The following is a 16,500-nucleotide window of genomic DNA, read 5'->3' on the forward strand; positions in this document are numbered from 1 at the left end:
ATGGAACTTCTCGTCGCATCCGCCATCGGCATCCTGACGGCCTCTGGCCTCTATCTTGTGCTGCGCTTGCGGAGCTTTCCGGTCATCATGGGCACCTCGCTGCTGACCTATGCGGTGAACGTCTTTCTCTTTGCCTCGGGCCGTTTGACCGTGGGCGCGCCGCCGATCCTTTCGGATGCCGCACGCTATACCGATCCGCTGCCCCAAGCGCTGGTGCTGACCGCCATCGTGATTTCATTCGGCATGACCGCCGTGGTGGTGATGATCGCCCTCGGCGCCTATCTGGGCAATAAGGATGATCATGTGGACGAGCCGCTGACCGATACCAAGGCGGAGGACCGCACATGACCCATTGGCTGATCCTGCTCATCGTGCTGCCCGCGTTTATCGCGCCTTTCATCGTGCTGGCGGCGCGCTATCACATCACCATCCAGCGGGTGCTGTCGCTGTTCGGGGTGCTGGCGCTGGTCGCCGTGGGCCTTGGCCTCTCGGTCGAGGCGGCGAGCGGCAATGTCATGCTCTACCGTCTCAGCGATTGGGCCGCGCCCTTTGGCATCGTGCTGGTGGGCGACCGCCTGTCGACGCTGATGGTCACGCTGACAGCGGTGCTGGCGCTGTTTGTGCTCCTCTATGTCATCGGGTCGAAATGGGACGAACGCGGGCGGCATTTTCATGCGCTGTTCCAGTTCCAGCTGATGGGGATTATGGGCGCTTTCCTGACGGGCGACCTGTTCAACCTCTTCGTCTTTTTCGAAGTGCTGCTGATCGCCTCCTACGGGTTGATGATCCACGCGGGCGGCACACCGCGTCTGCGGGCAGGGGTGCAATATGTGCTTTATAACCTGCTGGGCTCGACGCTGTTTCTCTTTGCGCTTGGCGCGATCTATGCCGAGACGGGGACGCTCAACATGGCCGATCTGGCGCAGCGCGTTGCCCTGATCGACGCGGGCGCGACAGTGGGCATCCGCATCGCGGCGGTGTTGCTCTTGATGGTCTTCGCGGTCAAAGCCGCCGTGGTGCCGCTGCATTTCTGGCTCCCGTCGAGCTATGCCGAAGCGCCCGGCCCGGTGGCGGCGCTTTTCGCCATTATGACCAAGGTCGGCGCCTATGCGATCATCCGCGTCTATACGCTGATCTTCCCGCCCGAACTGGCCGTGACGGCGGATCTACATACCACATGGCTGTTGCCTGCCGCACTGCTGTCGCTGGCGCTTGGCATGATCGGCGTGCTGGCGGCCAAGCAGTTGGACCGTATGGTGGCCTTTTCCGTCATTGGCTCCATGGGCATGGTGATGATCTCGATCGCGCTGTTCACGCCCGAAGGGATCGCCGCGGCGCTTTACTATATCGTGCATTCGACACTGGCCGCTGGCGCGCTGTTCCTGATCGCCGATCTGGCGCGGGCCGGGCGCGACAATCTGGACCTGACGGCGCAGCCGCAGGTCGCGGGGGCCAAGCTGACCTCGGCCCTGTTCTTTGTCGCCGCCATCGCCATGGTCGGCGTGCCGCCGCTTTCGGGCTTTCTGGGCAAGCTGCTGATCATGGATGCCGCCGCCGCCAGCGATGCCTGGGTGTGGATCTGGGCCGTGATCTTGGGCGCGAGCCTTTTGAGCCTCGTGGGCTTTGGCCGGGCGGGCAGCGTGGTCTTCTGGAAGGCGCGCAGCGTCACGCCAGAGGAGGGGGCGACCCCGGCGGCGCGCCCCTCGGCGCTGAGCTATGTTGCGGTGGGCGGGCTCTTGGCCCTTTTGGTGGCGCATACGCTGCTGGCGGGTCCGGCCACCCAATATGCCACCGCGATTTTAAAGCAATTGTTCGGGCCGGAGCGTTACCTGACCACCGTGCTGGAAACTCCCGGCAAACTGTCGGACGGCAAAGAGGAGGCCCATTGACATGATGCGACCGATCCGTTGGCTTTTGCCGCACCCGTTTCTGACCCTGCTGCTCACCGTTGTGTGGATCTTGCTGCAAAACAAGTTCAGCGCGGGCATGTTGGTCTTTGGCCTGATCCTCGGGATCGTGATCCCGGTATTGACCGCGCGGTGGTGGACCGACCGGCCCCAAGGCATCCGCCCGCTGCGCATGATCGCCTATGTGATCTTGGTCCTGTGGGACATCATCATCGCCAATATCCAAGTGGCGTGGATCATCCTGACCAAATCCAACGCCAGCATGTCGCCGGCTTGGGTCGTCGTGCCGCTCGACCTGAAAGAACCCGAGGCGATCACGATCCTTATGGGCACCATCACGCTGACCCCCGGCACCGTCTCGGCGGACCTGTCGGACAATGGGCGCTACCTCTTGGTGCACGCGCTGGACGCAACCGACCCCGATGCGGTGCGGGATGAGATCAAAGACCGCTACGAACGCCGCTTGAAGGAGATTTTCGTATGACCCAAGCGACCGACCTTTTGACGCTGGCGCTCTACGGCGCGCTGACCCTCGTCGCCATTGCGCAATTCATGGCGATGATCCGTCTGTGGATCGGCCCCGGCACGGGGGACCGGATTCTGGCGCTGGACACGATGTTCATCAATGCCATCGGCATCATCGTGCTGTTGGGCATCTTGCAAGGCACGCAAATCTATTTCGAGGCGGCGCTGATCATCGCCATGCTGGGTTTCGTCTCGACCGTGGCCTATGCCCGTTTCGTCCTGCGCGGAGATATCATCGAATGAGCCCTGAGATCATCGCTACCTATTTCGTTATCGCACTGCTGGTGATCGGCAGTTTCTTCGTGCTGGTCGCCGGGATTGGCTTGCTCAAACTGAACGACCCGATGACACGGCTGCACGCGCCGACCAAAGCCGCGACGCTGGGGATCGGGGCTTATCTGTTGGCGGCCATGGTAAACTCCTTCCTGTCGGGCACGGGGTCGCTACATGAGCTGCTGATCATGGCCTTCATCTTTGTCACCGCGCCGGTCTCGGCCAATTTCATGGCCAAGGCGAACATCCATCGCCGCGATTGCCTGCCGAACCCGCCGGAACTTCCGGAGGGCGATACTTGGGCAACGCTCAACGTGCCGGAGGAAGACCGCGAGATCGAAGAGATGTCGCCGCAGGCCTGAGCATGACGCCTTGGCCCCCGGGCGGATGCCGTGGGGCCAAGGTCGGATTCATTTCAAACTGTTACGATGGTGGAAACCTTTTCCTGCCAGCATAGGTTAATGGGCGGTGCTGCCCAACCGAAGCTGACCGAAAGGATCCTGCCATATGCGTCTGACCGCGCTCCTGCTGATGTTGCTCCTGCCCCTCGCCGCGGCGGCGCAAGACCGTGTGGCGATGGTGATCGGCATTTCCGTCAATGAAGATGCCGCTGCCGCCACGCCAGATCGCCCGCGCGCGGATGCGACGCGCCTGTCTCAGGCGCTGGAGGGGCAGGGTTTTGACGTTACCACCCTGATCGACGCCGACAGCGCGGCGTTCAAACAGGCGCTTTCCGACTTTGCCTTTCACGCCGAAACAGCGGATGTCGCCCTGATCTACTACGCGGGCCGCCGTGTCGCCTCTGGCGGGCAGAGCTATCTGATCCCGGCGGATGCGCCCTCGGCCCCGGCTTCGGCCCTGCGGCGCGAGGGGGTGGCCCTGCCTGCGCTCCTGCGTGCGGCGGGCAAGGCGCGGCAGATACGGCTTGTTCTGCTCGACAATTGCCACGCCGCCCCGCAGCAAGCCGCCGCACCCCTGCCACCGCCTGAACCGCGTCTCGGCACTTTGGTCGTGACTTCTGGCGAGGTAGGCGCTTGTGACGAAGGCGGCGAGAACGCGGGCCTTTTCGCCGAAACGCTGGCCGAGGTTTTGGCGCAGCCGGAGGTTGAGGTTGGCGCGATGCTGGATGATTTCCGCGCCACTCTGCGCAGCCGCAGCGGCGGCAGCCTGTCGGCCCGCCGTTTCGGGCGGCTGAGCCCCACGCCGTTCTTCCTTGGCAGCGGTGACGGGGAAGCGGCCCCAGAGGGGTGGGCCGATTTGAACGAGACACAGGGCCAGCGTTTGGCCGAATTGGCGCGGCAGGGCGATACCCGCTCGCAACTCGGCCTCGCCGCCCTGCAAAGCGATCCCGATGATCCGCGCTATGATCCGCAGAATGCGGCGGCGCAGCTGATGCGGGCGGTCGAGACCGGCTCGGCCGAGGCGCGCTATCAACTGGCTCAGCTTTACGAAGAGGGGCGGGGCGTGGCGCAGGACGAAAACCGCGCGATGCAGCTTTATCGCGACGCTGCTGCGCGGGGCCATGCGGGGGCGTTGAACGATCTGGGCTTTATCCATTTGCAGGGCGAATTGGGGCAGGAGGCCGACCCCAAATTGGCGCTCGACTACTTCCGCCGTGCAGCCGACAGGCGACACCCCGCCGCGATGTTCAACTTTGCCGCGATGATCGACGACGGCAAAGTGCCGGGGCGCGGGGCGGCTGATGCCGCGCTCTACCTCTATCGCGCGCTGCGGGCAGGAGATGGCACGCTGCTGGGGCTGATGCAGGAAGAGCCGCGCCTGTTCGACAGCGACACCCGCAAAGCGCTGCAACGCAAACTGTCGGACTTCGGGTTCTACGATGGCGCGATCGACGGGCTTTATGGCGACGGCACCCAAGCTGCGATCCGCGCGGCATTCGGGCTGGAGGCTGGCGCGATTGAGGTCGAAGATACTGAAGTTGCTGAACAAACGCCGGACTCAGAGGATTCGGAAACTTCCCCGGTGCCATCCGAGACGCCGGAGGATGAACCTGATCACGAGACGCCATCGGAGGCCGAGGACACCCCCGAAATCGACGCCCAGCCAGAGCCCGGCGCGGATGAAAATGTCACCCCGGTTCTGCGCCCGAAACAGGCCGCGCGGGAGTGAATTTTGAAACAAGTAGTATTGCTTTTTCCCCTCCAGTAAGTTGGCAAAATTAATCCGGTTGCAATATCGCGGCCGATGGCTTTTGATTGGCGCATCAGTCAATAAAAACTTCTCTGGGGAGAACACCAATGAAAAAACTGCTTATGACATCCTCTCTGGCGACAGTCGCCGCGACCTCGCTGGCCGCTGCCGAGTGCAGCGAAGTCACCTTCTCCGACGTCGGCTGGACCGACATCACAGCCACCACCGCCGCCGCTTCTGTCGTGCTCGACGCGCTTGGCTATGACACCGAGACCAAGATCCTCGCCGTGCCGGTGACCTATACCTCCATGGCGTCCGGCGACATCGACGTGTTCTTGGGCAACTGGATGCCGACGATGGAAGGCGATATCGCCAAATACCGTGAAGAGGGCAGCGTCGACACCGTGCGCGCGAACCTCGAAGGCGCGAAATACACGCTGGCCGTGAACAAGGCCGCCGCCGACATGGGCATCAAGACCTTCGCCGACATCGCCGCCAATGCCGACGCACTCGAAGGCAAGATCTACGGCATCGAGCCGGGCAATGACGGCAACCGCCTGATCCAGTCGATGATCGACGAGAATGCCTTTGAGCTGGGCGAGTTCGAAGTCGTCGAATCCTCTGAACAGGGGATGCTCGCTCAGGTGCAGCGCGCCAGCCGCAAGGAAGAGCCCGTGGTCTTCCTTGGTTGGGAGCCGCACCCGATGAACGCCAACTTCGACCTGACCTACCTCGAAGGCGGTGACGATTACTTCGGCCCCGATCTGGGCGGTGCGACGGTCTACACCAACACCCGCGCCGGTTTCGTCGAAGAATGCCCGAACCTTGGCAAATTCCTCCAGAACCTCGAATTCAGCCTTGCGATGGAGAATGAGATCATGGGCGCGATCCTCGATGACGGCGAAAAGCCGGAAGAGGCCGCCGCCGCTTGGATCAAGGCCAACGCTGACGTGCTCGACACATGGCTGGACGGTGTGACAACCGTCGATGGTGGCGATGCGATGGAAGCTGTCGCTTCGCTGAAGTGATCCGCAGGCTATGATGGACAAGACCCGCCCCAGATCGATGGGGCGGGTCATTCTCATGCGCAATTCTCCAATCCTGAAGGACTGACATGGACTGGCTGACAGAAAACAAGATCCCCGTGGCCGATGTGGCCGAAGACGCGCTGGATTGGTTGCAAACGAACGGGGCGTGGTTCTTTGACGGGCTGTCGGACCTGATGGAACGGCTGATCGACGCGATCCTCTGGCTGCTGCAAACCCCGCATCCGCTGATCCTGATCGCCGTCTTCGCCGCGATCACTTGGGCGATTCAGCGCAACTGGAAAACCGTGGCCTTTGTGGTGCTCGGCTTTCTGTTCATTCTGAACCAAGACTACTGGGAAGAGACGATGGAGAGCCTGACGCTTGTGCTCTCGGCCTGTGTGGTCTGTATGGGCGTTGGCGTGCCGATTGGCATCGCCGTGGCGCATCGGCCCCGGCTTTATGCATGGGTGGCCCCGGTCTTGGACCTGATGCAGACGCTGCCGACCTTCGTCTATCTGATCCCCGCGATCGTCTTTTTCGGCATCGGCATGGTGCCGGGGCTGATCGCCACGGTGATCTTCGTGCTTCCCGCGCCGATCCGGCTGACGCAACTGGGCATCTCCTCGACCCCCAAGGCGCTTTTGGAGGCGGCGCAGGCGTTTGGCGCGAAACCGCGCCAGACGCTGTGGAAGATCGAACTGCCCTATGCGCTGCCGCAGATCATGACGGGTCTAAACCAGACCATCATGCTGTCGCTGTCGATGGTGGTGATCGCGGCCTTGGTGGGCGCGGACGGTTTGGGCGTGCCGGTGGTGCGTGCCCTGAACCAAGTCAACACAGGCTTGGGATTTGAATCCGGGTTGGTGATCGTTGTCGTGGCGATCATGCTCGACCGTATCCTGCGGGTGGGACGGAAATGACGAAAGCAGTAGAATTCGATAACGTATCCATCGTCTTTGGCGACAAGCCGGAGAAGGCGCTGCCCTTGATGGACGCGGGCCAAAGCCGCGCCGAGATCGAGGCGGAAACGGGGCAGGTGCTGGGCGTGCACAATTGCTCGCTCACCGTCGAGAATGGCGAGATCCTTGTGCTGATGGGCCTGTCAGGCTCGGGTAAATCGACGCTTTTGCGAGCGGTGAACGGGCTCAACCCCATGGTGCGCGGCACGGTGCATGTGCATGATGAAAACTGGTCTTGCGACATCCACGCCAGCAATGCCGCCGAGCTGCGCCGCGTGCGCCGTGAATGTGTGTCGATGGTGTTCCAACAGTTCGGCCTGCTGCCCTGGCGCACGGTGCGCGACAACGTGGCGCTTGGGTTGGAACTGTCGAATGTGCCCAAGGGCGAGCGGCTGGAACGGGCGGAACGGCAGTTGAAGCTGGTCGGTCTCAGCGATTGGGCCGACCGCAAGGTGGGGGAGCTTTCGGGCGGGATGCAGCAGCGTGTGGGCCTTGCCCGTGCCTTTGCCACCGAAGCGCCGATCCTGCTGATGGACGAGCCTTTCTCGGCCCTTGATCCGCTGATCCGCACGCGGCTGCAGGACGAGTTGTTGGACCTGCAACGCGATCTTAACCGCACGATCATTTTCGTCAGCCATGACCTTGATGAGGCGTTCAAACTGGGCGGGCGTATTGCCATCATGGAAGGGGGGCGGATCGTGCAGATCGGCACCCCGCGCGAGATTTTCTCGAACCCCGCTTCAGACTATGTGGCGGAATTCGTGGCCAATATGAACCCGCTTGAGGTGTTGACCGCCCGTGATGTGATGGGGCCAGCCGAGGGTGCGGCCCTTCCCGAGACCAGCGCCGAGACGCCGGTGCGGGATCTGATGGACGGGCTGCGCGGCCCCGACGCGGGTTTTGCGGTGATGGAAGAGGGCAGGCAGATCGGCACGGTGACGGCGCATAGCATCGTGGAACGGCTGCAACGCTAGGGCGGGGGCCACGCGCCCTGCAGCGCTGTCTCACGGAGGGCAGCGCTGCCCTCCGTGGTCACTCGGGCATCAGGTCGCCGCTGTCCCAAGTGTTTTCAAAATCGGACAATCCGGCCGGTCATCGCCCGCACAGTCGCGCACCAGCGTGCTGAGCGTGTCGCGCATTTCTTGCAGGCCGCTGATCTTGGCCTCGATCTGGGCCAGATGGTCCTTGGCGATGGCGCGCACATCGGCGCTGGCGCGGTTCTTGTCCTCCCAAAGCGCCAGCAGGTTGCGGCAGTCTTCGATGCTGAACCCCAGCGTGCGGGCGCGGCCCAGAAAGGCGAGCTTGTGCATCTCGCTTTCGCGGAAGGCGCGGTAGCCATTGGCGTCGCGCAGCGGTTTGACCAGCCCGATATCCTCGTAATAGCGGATGGTTTTGGGCGGCAACCCGGTGCGTTGTGAGACTTCTCCGATGTTCATGGGACGATCCTATTCTGCAGCTACGTCTGCGGCCACGGGGGCGGCGACCCGCTGGCCGTGGGATGGGGGGGTGCTTTCGGTCAGAGGGGCGGCGATCCAGCGCAGGCGCAGGGCGTTGCTGAGAACGAAAACGCTCGACAGGGCCATCGCCCCGGCAGCCAGCGCGGGCGACAAGAGCCAACCCGTTAGCGGGTAAAAGGCGCCGGCGGCGACGGGGATCAGCAAGACGTTATAGCCGAAGGCCCAGAAGAGGTTCTGCCGGATATTCGCCATGCTGCGCTGGCTCACGTCGATGGCATTGACCACGCCGCGCAGATCGCCCGACATCAGCACCACATCCGCCGCTTCGATCGCCACATCGGTGCCGGTGCCGATGGCGAGCCCCACATCGGCCTGCGCAAGCGCGGGGGCATCGTTGATCCCATCGCCGACGAAAGCGATTCGATTGTCACCCTCTCTGAGCTTGTCGATGGCGGCCACTTTGCCATCTGGCAACACTTCCGCGATCACCCAATCAATGCCCAGTTGTGCGGCGATCGCGTCTGCCGTGATCCTATTGTCGCCGGTGATCATCGCCACTTCGAGGTTAAGGTCGTGCAGCCGCGCGATGGCCTCGGGCGTGCCGGGTTTGATCGGGTCGGCCACGGCGATGACCGCCGCCAATTTGCCGTCGACCGCGGCGAAAAGCGGCGTTTTGCCCGCCTTGGCCAGTTCCGCGCTGATCGGCGCCGAAGTGCCCAGATCGATCCCCTCGCGCGTCATCAGCCGGTCCGCGCCCAGAGTGACCCTGCGGCCTGCAACCAAGGCGCTGACGCCGTAGCCGGTATGGGATTGGAAGCCGCTCACTTCGCGGGGCACGGGGCCAGCCGCCTCGGCCCGGCGCAGGATGGCTTGGGCGATGGGATGTTCCGAGCGCGCCTCGACCGCGCCGATCAGCGGCAATAGCGCCTCTTCGGTCATGTCGTTCATCAGCACCAGATCGGTGAGTTCGGGGGTGCCCTTGGTCAGCGTGCCGGTTTTGTCCAAGGCGACGGTCGTGACGCCCTGCAGGCTTTGCAGCGCATCGCCCTGCCGGAACAGCACGCCCAGTTGCGCCGCCCGCCCAGTGCCGACCATGATCGACGTGGGCGTGGCCAGACCCATGGCGCAGGGGCAGGCGATGATCAGCACCGCCACCGCCGCCACCAAAGCGTGGCTGAGCGAGGGTCCGAAGGCCAGCCAGCCGGCAAAGGTGACCAGCGCCACGGCGATCACCGCGGGGACGAACCAAAGGGTGATGCGGTTGACCAAGTCCTGAATCGGCAGCTTCGCGCCTTGGGCTTCTTCGACCATGCGGATGATCTGTGCCAGAACCGTGTCGCCGCCCACTTTGGTGGCGCGATAGGTCAGGCTGCCGGTGCCATTGACCGTGCCGCCGACAAGTGCCGCACCGCCGGTCTTTTCCACCGGCACAGGCTCGCCGGTGATCATGCTTTCATCGACATAGGATCGCCCATCGACGACGATGCCGTCGGTGGCGATCTTCTCGCCGGGGCGGAGGTAGATGGTGTCGCCAGTCTTGATTTTTTCCAAGGGCAGTTCGATGACGGTGCCGTCGCGCTCGACCCGCGCGCTGGAGGCGCGCAGGCCCATAAGCTTGGCAATCGCGGCCCCGGTGCGCCCCTTGGCGCGGGCCTCAAGATAGCGGCCCAGCAGGATCAGCGTCACGATCACGGCGGCGGCTTCGAAATAGACCACGCGGCTGCCTTCGGGCAAGAGCCCCGGCGCAAAGAGCGCGGTGACCGAAAAGAGCCACGCCGCCCCCGATCCGAGTGCCACGAGCGAGTTCATATCCGGCGCGCCCTTCGCCAGCGCACGTAGGCCATTGCTATAGAAATGCCGCCCCGGCCATGCCAGCACGAGGGTGGTGAGGAGGAATTGAATAAGCCAGCTTGTCTCCCTCCCGATGGTTTCCGCGGTCCAATGGTGGAAAGCGGGCACCAGATGGCCGCCCATTTCAAGCACAAAGACAGGCAGGGTGAGCGCGGCGGCCAGCAGGGTCATCCGTTTGAGGTGGATGGCCTCCGCTTCCTTGCGCGTCGCGGCGTCGGGGGTGCCCGCCGCGGTTGCGTCGACATTCGCGGGATAGCCCGCCTTTGCTGCCGCATCGCGCAGGGCGGCCAAGATATCGGCATCTTCCAAGGTTTCGACCCGCGCCTCCTCGCTGGCGAGGTTCACCGTGGCCGAAAGCACCCCCGGCACCGCAAGCAGCGCGCGTTCCACACGGCCCACGCAGGAGGCGCAGCTCATGTTCGACAACCGCAACCGATGGGTGGTCTTGCGCGCCGGGTAGCCCGCCTGCGCCAAGGCGGCGTCGAGCCTGCCCGCGTCAAATCCCGGATTTGCCGTCACGCGCACCGTCTCTGCTGCAAGGTTCACCCGCGCCTCGTCGATCCCGTCCAGTGCGCTCAACGCTTTTTCAACACGCCCCACACAGGACGCGCAGCTCATGTTCTGCACGCCGAAAGTGAGTGTTTCCACCTTGCCCATATCAAGCCCTCTATCTGTCTTGAGACAAAGATGGGGCTTCCAGCTGCTGGAGGGTCAAGGGGTCATTTTCGAAAAATTGGTGAGGAGGCTTTGCGACGCACGGGCGGGCGCCGCGCGACGGGATAGGGGCACGGCAGTTGAGCCTGTGCGCAGGGGCAGGGGCATATGCGCAAAGGGGAACGGCGCTTATCCTTTCGCTGCCCGTATACCCGGAAGCATATCTTAATACCTTTCTGCGTAAGTTCTCAGAACCCGCTTCGTCGCTAGACTGAGTCTCAAAAGGTTGTGAGCAAAGATATGCATTTTTACATTCATTCTCTTGGCAGGTTCGCGGCGCAGCGTTTGCGCCGCCTTTCGGCTTTGGCAGGGCAGGGTCCGTGGCTTCGGTTGATCTCGGCATCGGTCTGGTCGCTGTTTTTGCTGGCGGTGCTGACCAAGGCGGCCTTGGCGCAGCAGTTGATTCTCAACCCCGTCGCCGCGCCCACCGTGGTCGGTGCGGGCGTGGGAGAACGGGCCTTGTGGCGCAACGCGGGCACGGTTGGCGGGGTGTCGGTCGATATCGTCGGGGAAATGGCCTTTGCCGCGCAGGATCATGTTTTCGCCTCGGGCAATGGGCAAATCCAGATTACCTCGACCGGGCAAGACCCGCATTTCATGGATTTCTACCTCTATGAAGCAGGCACCCATGACATCACGACCAATACCGGCGGGGTGCCGGTGGTGGCGGATGTTTTCTTTCAGATCAATGACATCGACGGGCCGTTGAATGAGCAGGTCTATGTGAACATTTGCGACGGTACGGTCGAATATGTCCGCATTGACCGCAGCGCGACGACCTATCGGGGCTATATCGAAGGGCCGGATGCAAACCTCGGGACAGAGGTGTTCTATCTCGCCGGGGACCGCAACTATAGCAACCAGCCGGTATCTGGGCTTGAAATTTTCTACCCGCAGACTTCGACCTTCCGCTTTGGTCGGACCGCCAACAGGGGCTTCCTCGTCCGGCTCGCCAATCCGACCTATGACGAAGCGCAGACCTATGACCTGCAATGCGGTGACTTCAAAGCGCCCGTTTTGCAGGACGATCTGAAAGAACAGGTGCTGAGCGAGCCTGTGGTGGTCAACATCCTGTTCAACGACAGTGTGGCGACGGAAAACAACAATGCACCGGCCAATAATTCGGGCCAGCCCAGCGAATACTCCAAACAGGCCATTGATCTGATCCCCCCTGCCGGGGCGCAGAACATCGTGACAGATTCCGAAGGCCACCGGGTGGGTTTCGACATTCTGGGGGAGGGCACATGGAGCTATGACGACTTGACCGGGGAGCTGACCTTTACCCCCTTTGTCGCCTTCTTTGCCGCGCCGACGCCGATCGGCTACCGCTATCAATCGCCCATCATCCTGCCGAATGAGCCGCGGGCCTATTCCGCACCCGCGCAGGTCTCGATCGATGTGGGCTCTGTCGGTTTGCTGAAACTGGCGCAATTGGTCGATACCAACCTCAACGGCTATGCCGACCCCGGTGAGACCATCGCCTATGTCTTTACGGCAGAGAACTTCGGCAATGTCGATCTGACCAATGTGCAGCTTGCTGAAACGCAGTTCAGTGGCAAGGGCGTGCCACCGGTGATCACCTTTCAGGCCGCCACGGCGCTGTCGCCCGAAGGCACGCTGCTGGTCGGGGAAAAGGCTGTCTATACGGCGACCTACACGCTAGTGCCCGAAGATTTGGACACCACGATCAGCAACCAAGCTGTGGTCACGGCCGAGACACCGGGCGGCACGCCAGTCTCGGATCTGTCGGATTCCGAGAACCCCGGCGACGGGGATGGCGTGGCGTCGAACGGGCCGGGCGCAGGGCGTGATGATCCCACGACGATCTATGCAGGTTCCGGCCCCGACCGGGGGGATGCGCCAGTCACCTATGGCGATCCGCAGCATGCGGACACCGCGCAATATTGGATCGGCGCGCTCAACGGGGATGGCGACGGCTCGGCGCAGCATTCTGTCGATGGCACCGGCGATGACCTCGATGGCAAGGATGATGAGGACGAAGAGAGCTTTCCCCAGCTCTATGGTGATCTGACCCGCACGGTAACCGTGGTCGTAAACGAACCCACCCCCGGCACTGGCTACCTGCAGGCTTTCGTGGATTTCGGCGGCGATGGCATCTTTCTTGGCGATCAGGTCGCGACCGATATCCAAGACGGCGGGGCGCAAGACCTCGACGGGGTGGTGAATGGAGAGATTTCTTTCCCCGTCAGCGTGCCGGTCACCGCCGTGCTGACCCCGACCTTCGTCCGGCTGCGCTGGTCTTCGACCGCGGGGCTCGATGCGATCACCCCCGCCCCCGATGGGGAGGTCGAAGACTATGGCATCACCATCAAGACACCGCCCGACGCCGACCGGGGGGATGCCCCGGCGAGCTATGGCGATCCGCAGCATATTATCGAAGGCCCGGGCGCGCCTGAGGTCTATCTGGGCAGCACACCGCCGGACATCGATCTGCTGACGCAAAACTCCATTGGGGCCACGGGGGATGATGCCGACGGGTCGGATGATGAAGACGGGGTGATCCTGCCGCAGTTCTACCGTGGCGGTCTGGCTGAGATCACGGTGACGGTCAGCGATCTGATTGCCGCGCCGGGGTCGTCTTATCTGCAAGCCTTTATCGACTTCGATGGCGATGGCACTTTCAACCAAGCCGGGGAGCAGGTGGCGGTGAACCTGCAAGACGGCGGCCCGCAGGACAAGGACGGCCTCAGCAATGGCACGATCCTGTTCGAAGTGGCGGTTCCCGCGGGGGCAACGACACTGCCCACCTATGCCCGCTTTCGCTGGTCGACCGACAGCACTGGCCTTGTCACAGCCTTTGAGGGGGAGGTGGAGGATTATACGCTCACCATCTCAAGCGATCCCCCGCCGCTGGTCTGCGATGCCTCGCTCTATGCCATCGTCGACAGCCCCTCGGCGCTGAGGCGTATGACCTTCCGTGACGGCGGGGGGAGCTATGCCACAACGGTGGAGACGTCGGGCAGCACCGGGCAGAACCGCGATGGCGCATGGGGCTATAACGCGCTGGACGGCTATATCTACGGCGTCGATCAGAACAGCCGACGGCTCTACCGGATCGACGGGGCGGGGGATATCACGGATTTCGGCAATATTTCTGGTGCGGAGGATGCGTTGAATGCCGGGGATATCCTGCCGAATGGGCGGCTGATCTACGAGGTTGACCAGAACACTTGGCAGATCGTCGATCTGTCCAATCCCGCCACGCCCATCGCTCTGGGCGAGATCAACCTCTCTATCGGCGTCAATCCCGAAGACCTCGCCTTCAACCCCGTTGACGGCATCATGTATGGGATCGACAGAAACTCAGGCTTCCTGTTCCGCGCGGCGGTCAACAACGGCACCCCGGGGAGCGTGACACCCCAAGCGATCGGCCCTGCCGTCTATGCGGGCATGTTCGACGCGCTCTGGTTCGACCGTGACGGCAGGCTCTATGGCTATTCCAATACCACCAACAACCTCTTCGTCATTTCCACCGCGACAGGCGTGCCGCAACTGGTGTCTGGCATTCCGGTGGATGAGGGCGGACGCAGCGATGGCATCTCTTGCCGGGGGCCGGCACCGATCCCGCTGGGCGGCATTTCGGGCAATATCTACGAAGATGCGGATGCTTCGGACGTGAAAGACAATGGGGAGACGAATTTCGGGGCGGGCGTGGGCATCTCGGTCTATGCCGACAATGGCACCCCGGCCAATACCGCCGATGACATCTTTCTGGTGACCACGGATACTTTGGCCGATGGCACCTATGCGGTGGGGGAGTTGATGGTGAACTCGACCTACCGTGTCGCACTGGACGAAGCGGACCCCGATCTGCCGCCGGGGCTGACCATCGGCACGTCCAATCCGCTGCTTGGCGTTCCGGTGTCCGGCAATAGCGTGACCAGTGACCAAGACTTCGGCTTCGATCCGGCGGGCAGTGACCTTGAACTCAGCAAAATCGCCGCTGCCACCGGGACGACCACGCCGATCACCAATGTGTCGGAAGGGGATACCATCGACTGGATCATCACCGTCACCAATGTCAGCGGCGGCTAGCCCTCGGGGGTCAAGGTGATCGACCAGATCCCAAGCGGTTTCGCCTATGTCTCGGATGATGCGCCCGCGACGGGGGATACCTATGACCCCGATACAGGCTTGTGGTTCGTGGATGAACTGCTGAGCGGAGAGAGCGAGACCCTGACGATCACCACCACCGTACTGGGCAGCGGTGATTTCACCAATCAGGCCGAGATCATCTATAGCTCGCTGCCCGATCCCGACAGCGATCCCAGCACGGGGCCGCTGACCGATGACCTGTTCGACCAACTGCCCGATGATGACGAAGCCTCGTATTCCGTGAACCTCGTTACCGGAGAGCGGATTTTGACAGGCCGGGTCTTTATCGACAATGGGGCAGGCGGCGGCACTGCCCATGACGCCCTGCGCAACGGCAGCGAAGGGGGGGCATCCTCGGCGGTGTTGGAGATCCTCGACAGTGACGGCGCGGTGCTGGCCACCCCCGGTCTGGCGACGGATGGCACGTGGAGCTATGGGCTCTCTGGCAGCTACAGCGGGCCGATCACAATCCGCGCGATCCCGGCGAATGATTACCGGGCGATCTCGGAAGCGACGGCTGGGTTGCCCGATCTGGTCGACACCAACCCGCATGACGGTGAATTCACCTTCACGCCCGAGGCTTTCGGCAATCGCATGGGGTTGGACATCGGACTGCTCCAACTGCCCAGCCTCTCCAACGACCGGACAACGACCGTCGCACAGGGGCAGGTCGCGACCCTGCCGCATATCTATACCGCCACTTCAGACGGGCAGGTGACCTTCTCCTACGCCGGGGCCACCTCGACCCCCACCGGCGCCTTCAGCGCGGCGCTGTTCCAAGATATCGGCTGTGACGACAGCGTCGACGGGCCGATCACCGGCCCCATCGCCGTCACCACGGGGCAGACCATCTGTATCGTCTCGCGGGTGTCAGCCGGTTCGGGCGCTGGGCAGGGCAGCACTTATGTCTATCAAGTGCTGGCGACCACGGCATTCGCCCGGACCACGGTAACCAGTTCGGCCAGCAATACCGATGAGGTCTCGGTCGGAGGGCGTTCCACCCAGATCGAACTGCGCAAAACGGTCGAGAATGAGACCCAAGGCACTGGGGAGGGCACCACCAACCTCGGCAGTGTGAACGATATCCTTCTTTACCGCATCTATCTGCAAAACAACGCGACCACACAGGCGTCGAACGTCAAGATCTACGATAGAACCCCGCCCTACACTCAGCTGTCGGAGCCTATCGTCGATCCGCAACAGGTCTCGCCCAACCTCAGTTGTGATCTGGTGGTGCCGGCAAGCAATGTGGCCAGCTATGCCGGGACGATCGAGTGGAATTGCACGGGCCAGATGTTGCCGGGGGAAACCGGGGCCGTGCAATTCAGGGTCGGCATTCAATAGGTCGATCGTTCTTGCCGTGGCGGCGGTGCATTTCGATGCGCCGCCGCTCGGTTTTTGGCGGATCATCAACATTGATGCGCATAGGAAATCGTCACTTGGGCAGGGGTGTCGATCTGGCTTGGGCGCGTGCTGTCATACGCGCGCTATCGCTTGCCTTCCGCCGCGGAGCTTGCAA

Annotated in this window: 13 protein-coding genes; 11 read left to right on the forward strand and 2 right to left on the reverse strand. The window is 62.8% G+C overall.

Features of this window, described 5'->3' with window-relative positions:
* The 9 genes from ACGYK7_RS07845 (at position 1) to choV (ending at position 7,817) form a co-directional block, all read left to right on the forward strand.
* A complete protein-coding gene (locus tag ACGYK7_RS07845; RefSeq protein WP_067260931.1) occupies positions 1 to 348 on the forward strand; it encodes a Na+/H+ antiporter subunit C in 348 nt (115 codons plus the stop codon).
* Positions 345 to 1,889 carry a monovalent cation/H+ antiporter subunit D gene (locus ACGYK7_RS07850; protein WP_394400687.1) on the forward strand — a complete coding sequence of 515 codons (1,545 nt, stop codon included), beginning with the start codon at positions 345 to 347 and terminating at the stop codon, positions 1,887 to 1,889. The genes ACGYK7_RS07845 and ACGYK7_RS07850 overlap by 4 nt, the downstream gene beginning before the upstream one ends.
* 1 nt (position 1,890) lies before the next feature.
* On the forward strand, positions 1,891 to 2,391 hold the full coding sequence (locus ACGYK7_RS07855) for a Na+/H+ antiporter subunit E (RefSeq protein WP_394400689.1): 501 nt from the start codon (positions 1,891 to 1,893) through the stop codon (positions 2,389 to 2,391).
* The gene (locus ACGYK7_RS07860; RefSeq protein WP_067630872.1) at positions 2,388 to 2,675 is read left to right on the forward strand and encodes a K+/H+ antiporter subunit F; all 288 of its coding nucleotides are present in this window, start codon (positions 2,388 to 2,390) and stop codon (positions 2,673 to 2,675) included. Before ACGYK7_RS07855 ends, ACGYK7_RS07860 begins: the two co-directional genes overlap by 4 nt.
* Positions 2,672 to 3,067 carry a monovalent cation/H(+) antiporter subunit G gene (gene mnhG / locus ACGYK7_RS07865; protein WP_394400692.1) on the forward strand — a complete coding sequence of 132 codons (396 nt, stop codon included), beginning with the start codon at positions 2,672 to 2,674 and terminating at the stop codon, positions 3,065 to 3,067. Before ACGYK7_RS07860 ends, mnhG begins: the two co-directional genes overlap by 4 nt.
* A 145-nt stretch (positions 3,068 to 3,212) precedes the next feature.
* Complete coding sequence (locus tag ACGYK7_RS07870) at positions 3,213 to 4,835, forward strand: caspase family protein (RefSeq protein ID WP_394400695.1); 1,623 nt, start codon at positions 3,213 to 3,215, stop codon at positions 4,833 to 4,835.
* 128 nt (positions 4,836 to 4,963) lie between these two features.
* On the forward strand, positions 4,964 to 5,884 hold the full coding sequence (gene choX, locus ACGYK7_RS07875) for a choline ABC transporter substrate-binding protein (RefSeq protein ID WP_394400697.1): 921 nt from the start codon (positions 4,964 to 4,966) through the stop codon (positions 5,882 to 5,884).
* 86 nt (positions 5,885 to 5,970) lie between these two features.
* The gene (choW, locus tag ACGYK7_RS07880; protein WP_394400700.1) at positions 5,971 to 6,804 is read left to right on the forward strand and encodes a choline ABC transporter permease subunit; all 834 of its coding nucleotides are present in this window, start codon (positions 5,971 to 5,973) and stop codon (positions 6,802 to 6,804) included.
* Positions 6,801 to 7,817: a choline ABC transporter ATP-binding protein gene (gene choV / locus ACGYK7_RS07885; protein WP_394400702.1), complete on the forward strand. Its 1,017-nt coding sequence runs from the start codon at positions 6,801 to 6,803 to the stop codon at positions 7,815 to 7,817. The genes choW and choV overlap by 4 nt, the downstream gene beginning before the upstream one ends.
* Before the next feature lie 69 nt (positions 7,818 to 7,886).
* Here the strand turns inward: choV and cueR are convergent, their stop codons facing one another.
* Both cueR and ACGYK7_RS07895 read right to left on the reverse strand, forming a co-directional pair.
* A complete protein-coding gene (cueR, locus tag ACGYK7_RS07890) occupies positions 7,887 to 8,279 on the reverse strand; it encodes a Cu(I)-responsive transcriptional regulator (RefSeq protein WP_394400705.1) in 393 nt (130 codons plus the stop codon).
* Positions 8,280 to 8,288: 9 nt separating this feature from the next.
* Entirely contained in the window at positions 8,289 to 10,808 is a 2,520-nt protein-coding gene (locus tag ACGYK7_RS07895; protein ID WP_394400708.1) for a heavy metal translocating P-type ATPase, read from the reverse strand.
* Positions 10,809 to 11,105: 297 nt separating this feature from the next.
* Between ACGYK7_RS07895 and ACGYK7_RS07900 the strand changes: the two genes are divergently transcribed.
* Together ACGYK7_RS07900 and ACGYK7_RS07905 are read left to right on the forward strand one after the other, a co-directional pair.
* Positions 11,106 to 14,921 (forward strand): DUF6923 family protein, encoded by a 3,816-nt coding sequence (locus ACGYK7_RS07900; protein ID WP_394400711.1) that lies wholly within the window; start codon positions 11,106 to 11,108, stop codon positions 14,919 to 14,921.
* A gap of 15 nt (positions 14,922 to 14,936) precedes the next feature.
* Positions 14,937 to 16,325: a DUF11 domain-containing protein gene (locus ACGYK7_RS07905; protein ID WP_394400714.1), complete on the forward strand. Its 1,389-nt coding sequence runs from the start codon at positions 14,937 to 14,939 to the stop codon at positions 16,323 to 16,325.
* Positions 16,326 to 16,500 lie beyond the last annotated feature (175 nt).

The organism is Sulfitobacter sp. 1A15299 (assembly GCF_043556915.1).
Lineage (GTDB): Bacteria > Pseudomonadota > Alphaproteobacteria > Rhodobacterales > Rhodobacteraceae > Sulfitobacter.

Excerpts from the sequence above, each read along its gene's own strand:
- cueR (WP_394400705.1), bottom strand. The coding sequence starts at position 8,279 with ATGAACATCGGAGAAGTCTCACAACGCACCGGGTTGCCGCCCAAAACC.
- ACGYK7_RS07895 (WP_394400708.1), bottom strand. The coding sequence starts at position 10,808 with ATGGGCAAGGTGGAAACACTCACTTTCGGCGTGCAGAACATGAGCTGC.
- mnhG (WP_394400692.1), top strand. The coding sequence starts at position 2,672 with ATGAGCCCTGAGATCATCGCTACCTATTTCGTTATCGCACTGCTGGTG.
- ACGYK7_RS07900 (WP_394400711.1), top strand. The coding sequence starts at position 11,106 with ATGCATTTTTACATTCATTCTCTTGGCAGGTTCGCGGCGCAGCGTTTG.
- ACGYK7_RS07860 (WP_067630872.1), top strand. The coding sequence starts at position 2,388 with ATGACCCAAGCGACCGACCTTTTGACGCTGGCGCTCTACGGCGCGCTG.
- ACGYK7_RS07855 (WP_394400689.1), top strand. The coding sequence starts at position 1,891 with ATGATGCGACCGATCCGTTGGCTTTTGCCGCACCCGTTTCTGACCCTG.
- choX (WP_394400697.1), top strand. The coding sequence starts at position 4,964 with ATGAAAAAACTGCTTATGACATCCTCTCTGGCGACAGTCGCCGCGACC.
- ACGYK7_RS07850 (WP_394400687.1), top strand. The coding sequence starts at position 345 with ATGACCCATTGGCTGATCCTGCTCATCGTGCTGCCCGCGTTTATCGCG.
- choV (WP_394400702.1), top strand. The coding sequence starts at position 6,801 with ATGACGAAAGCAGTAGAATTCGATAACGTATCCATCGTCTTTGGCGAC.
- choW (WP_394400700.1), top strand. The coding sequence starts at position 5,971 with ATGGACTGGCTGACAGAAAACAAGATCCCCGTGGCCGATGTGGCCGAA.
- ACGYK7_RS07870 (WP_394400695.1), top strand. The coding sequence starts at position 3,213 with ATGCGTCTGACCGCGCTCCTGCTGATGTTGCTCCTGCCCCTCGCCGCG.
- ACGYK7_RS07845 (WP_067260931.1), top strand. The coding sequence starts at position 1 with ATGGAACTTCTCGTCGCATCCGCCATCGGCATCCTGACGGCCTCTGGC.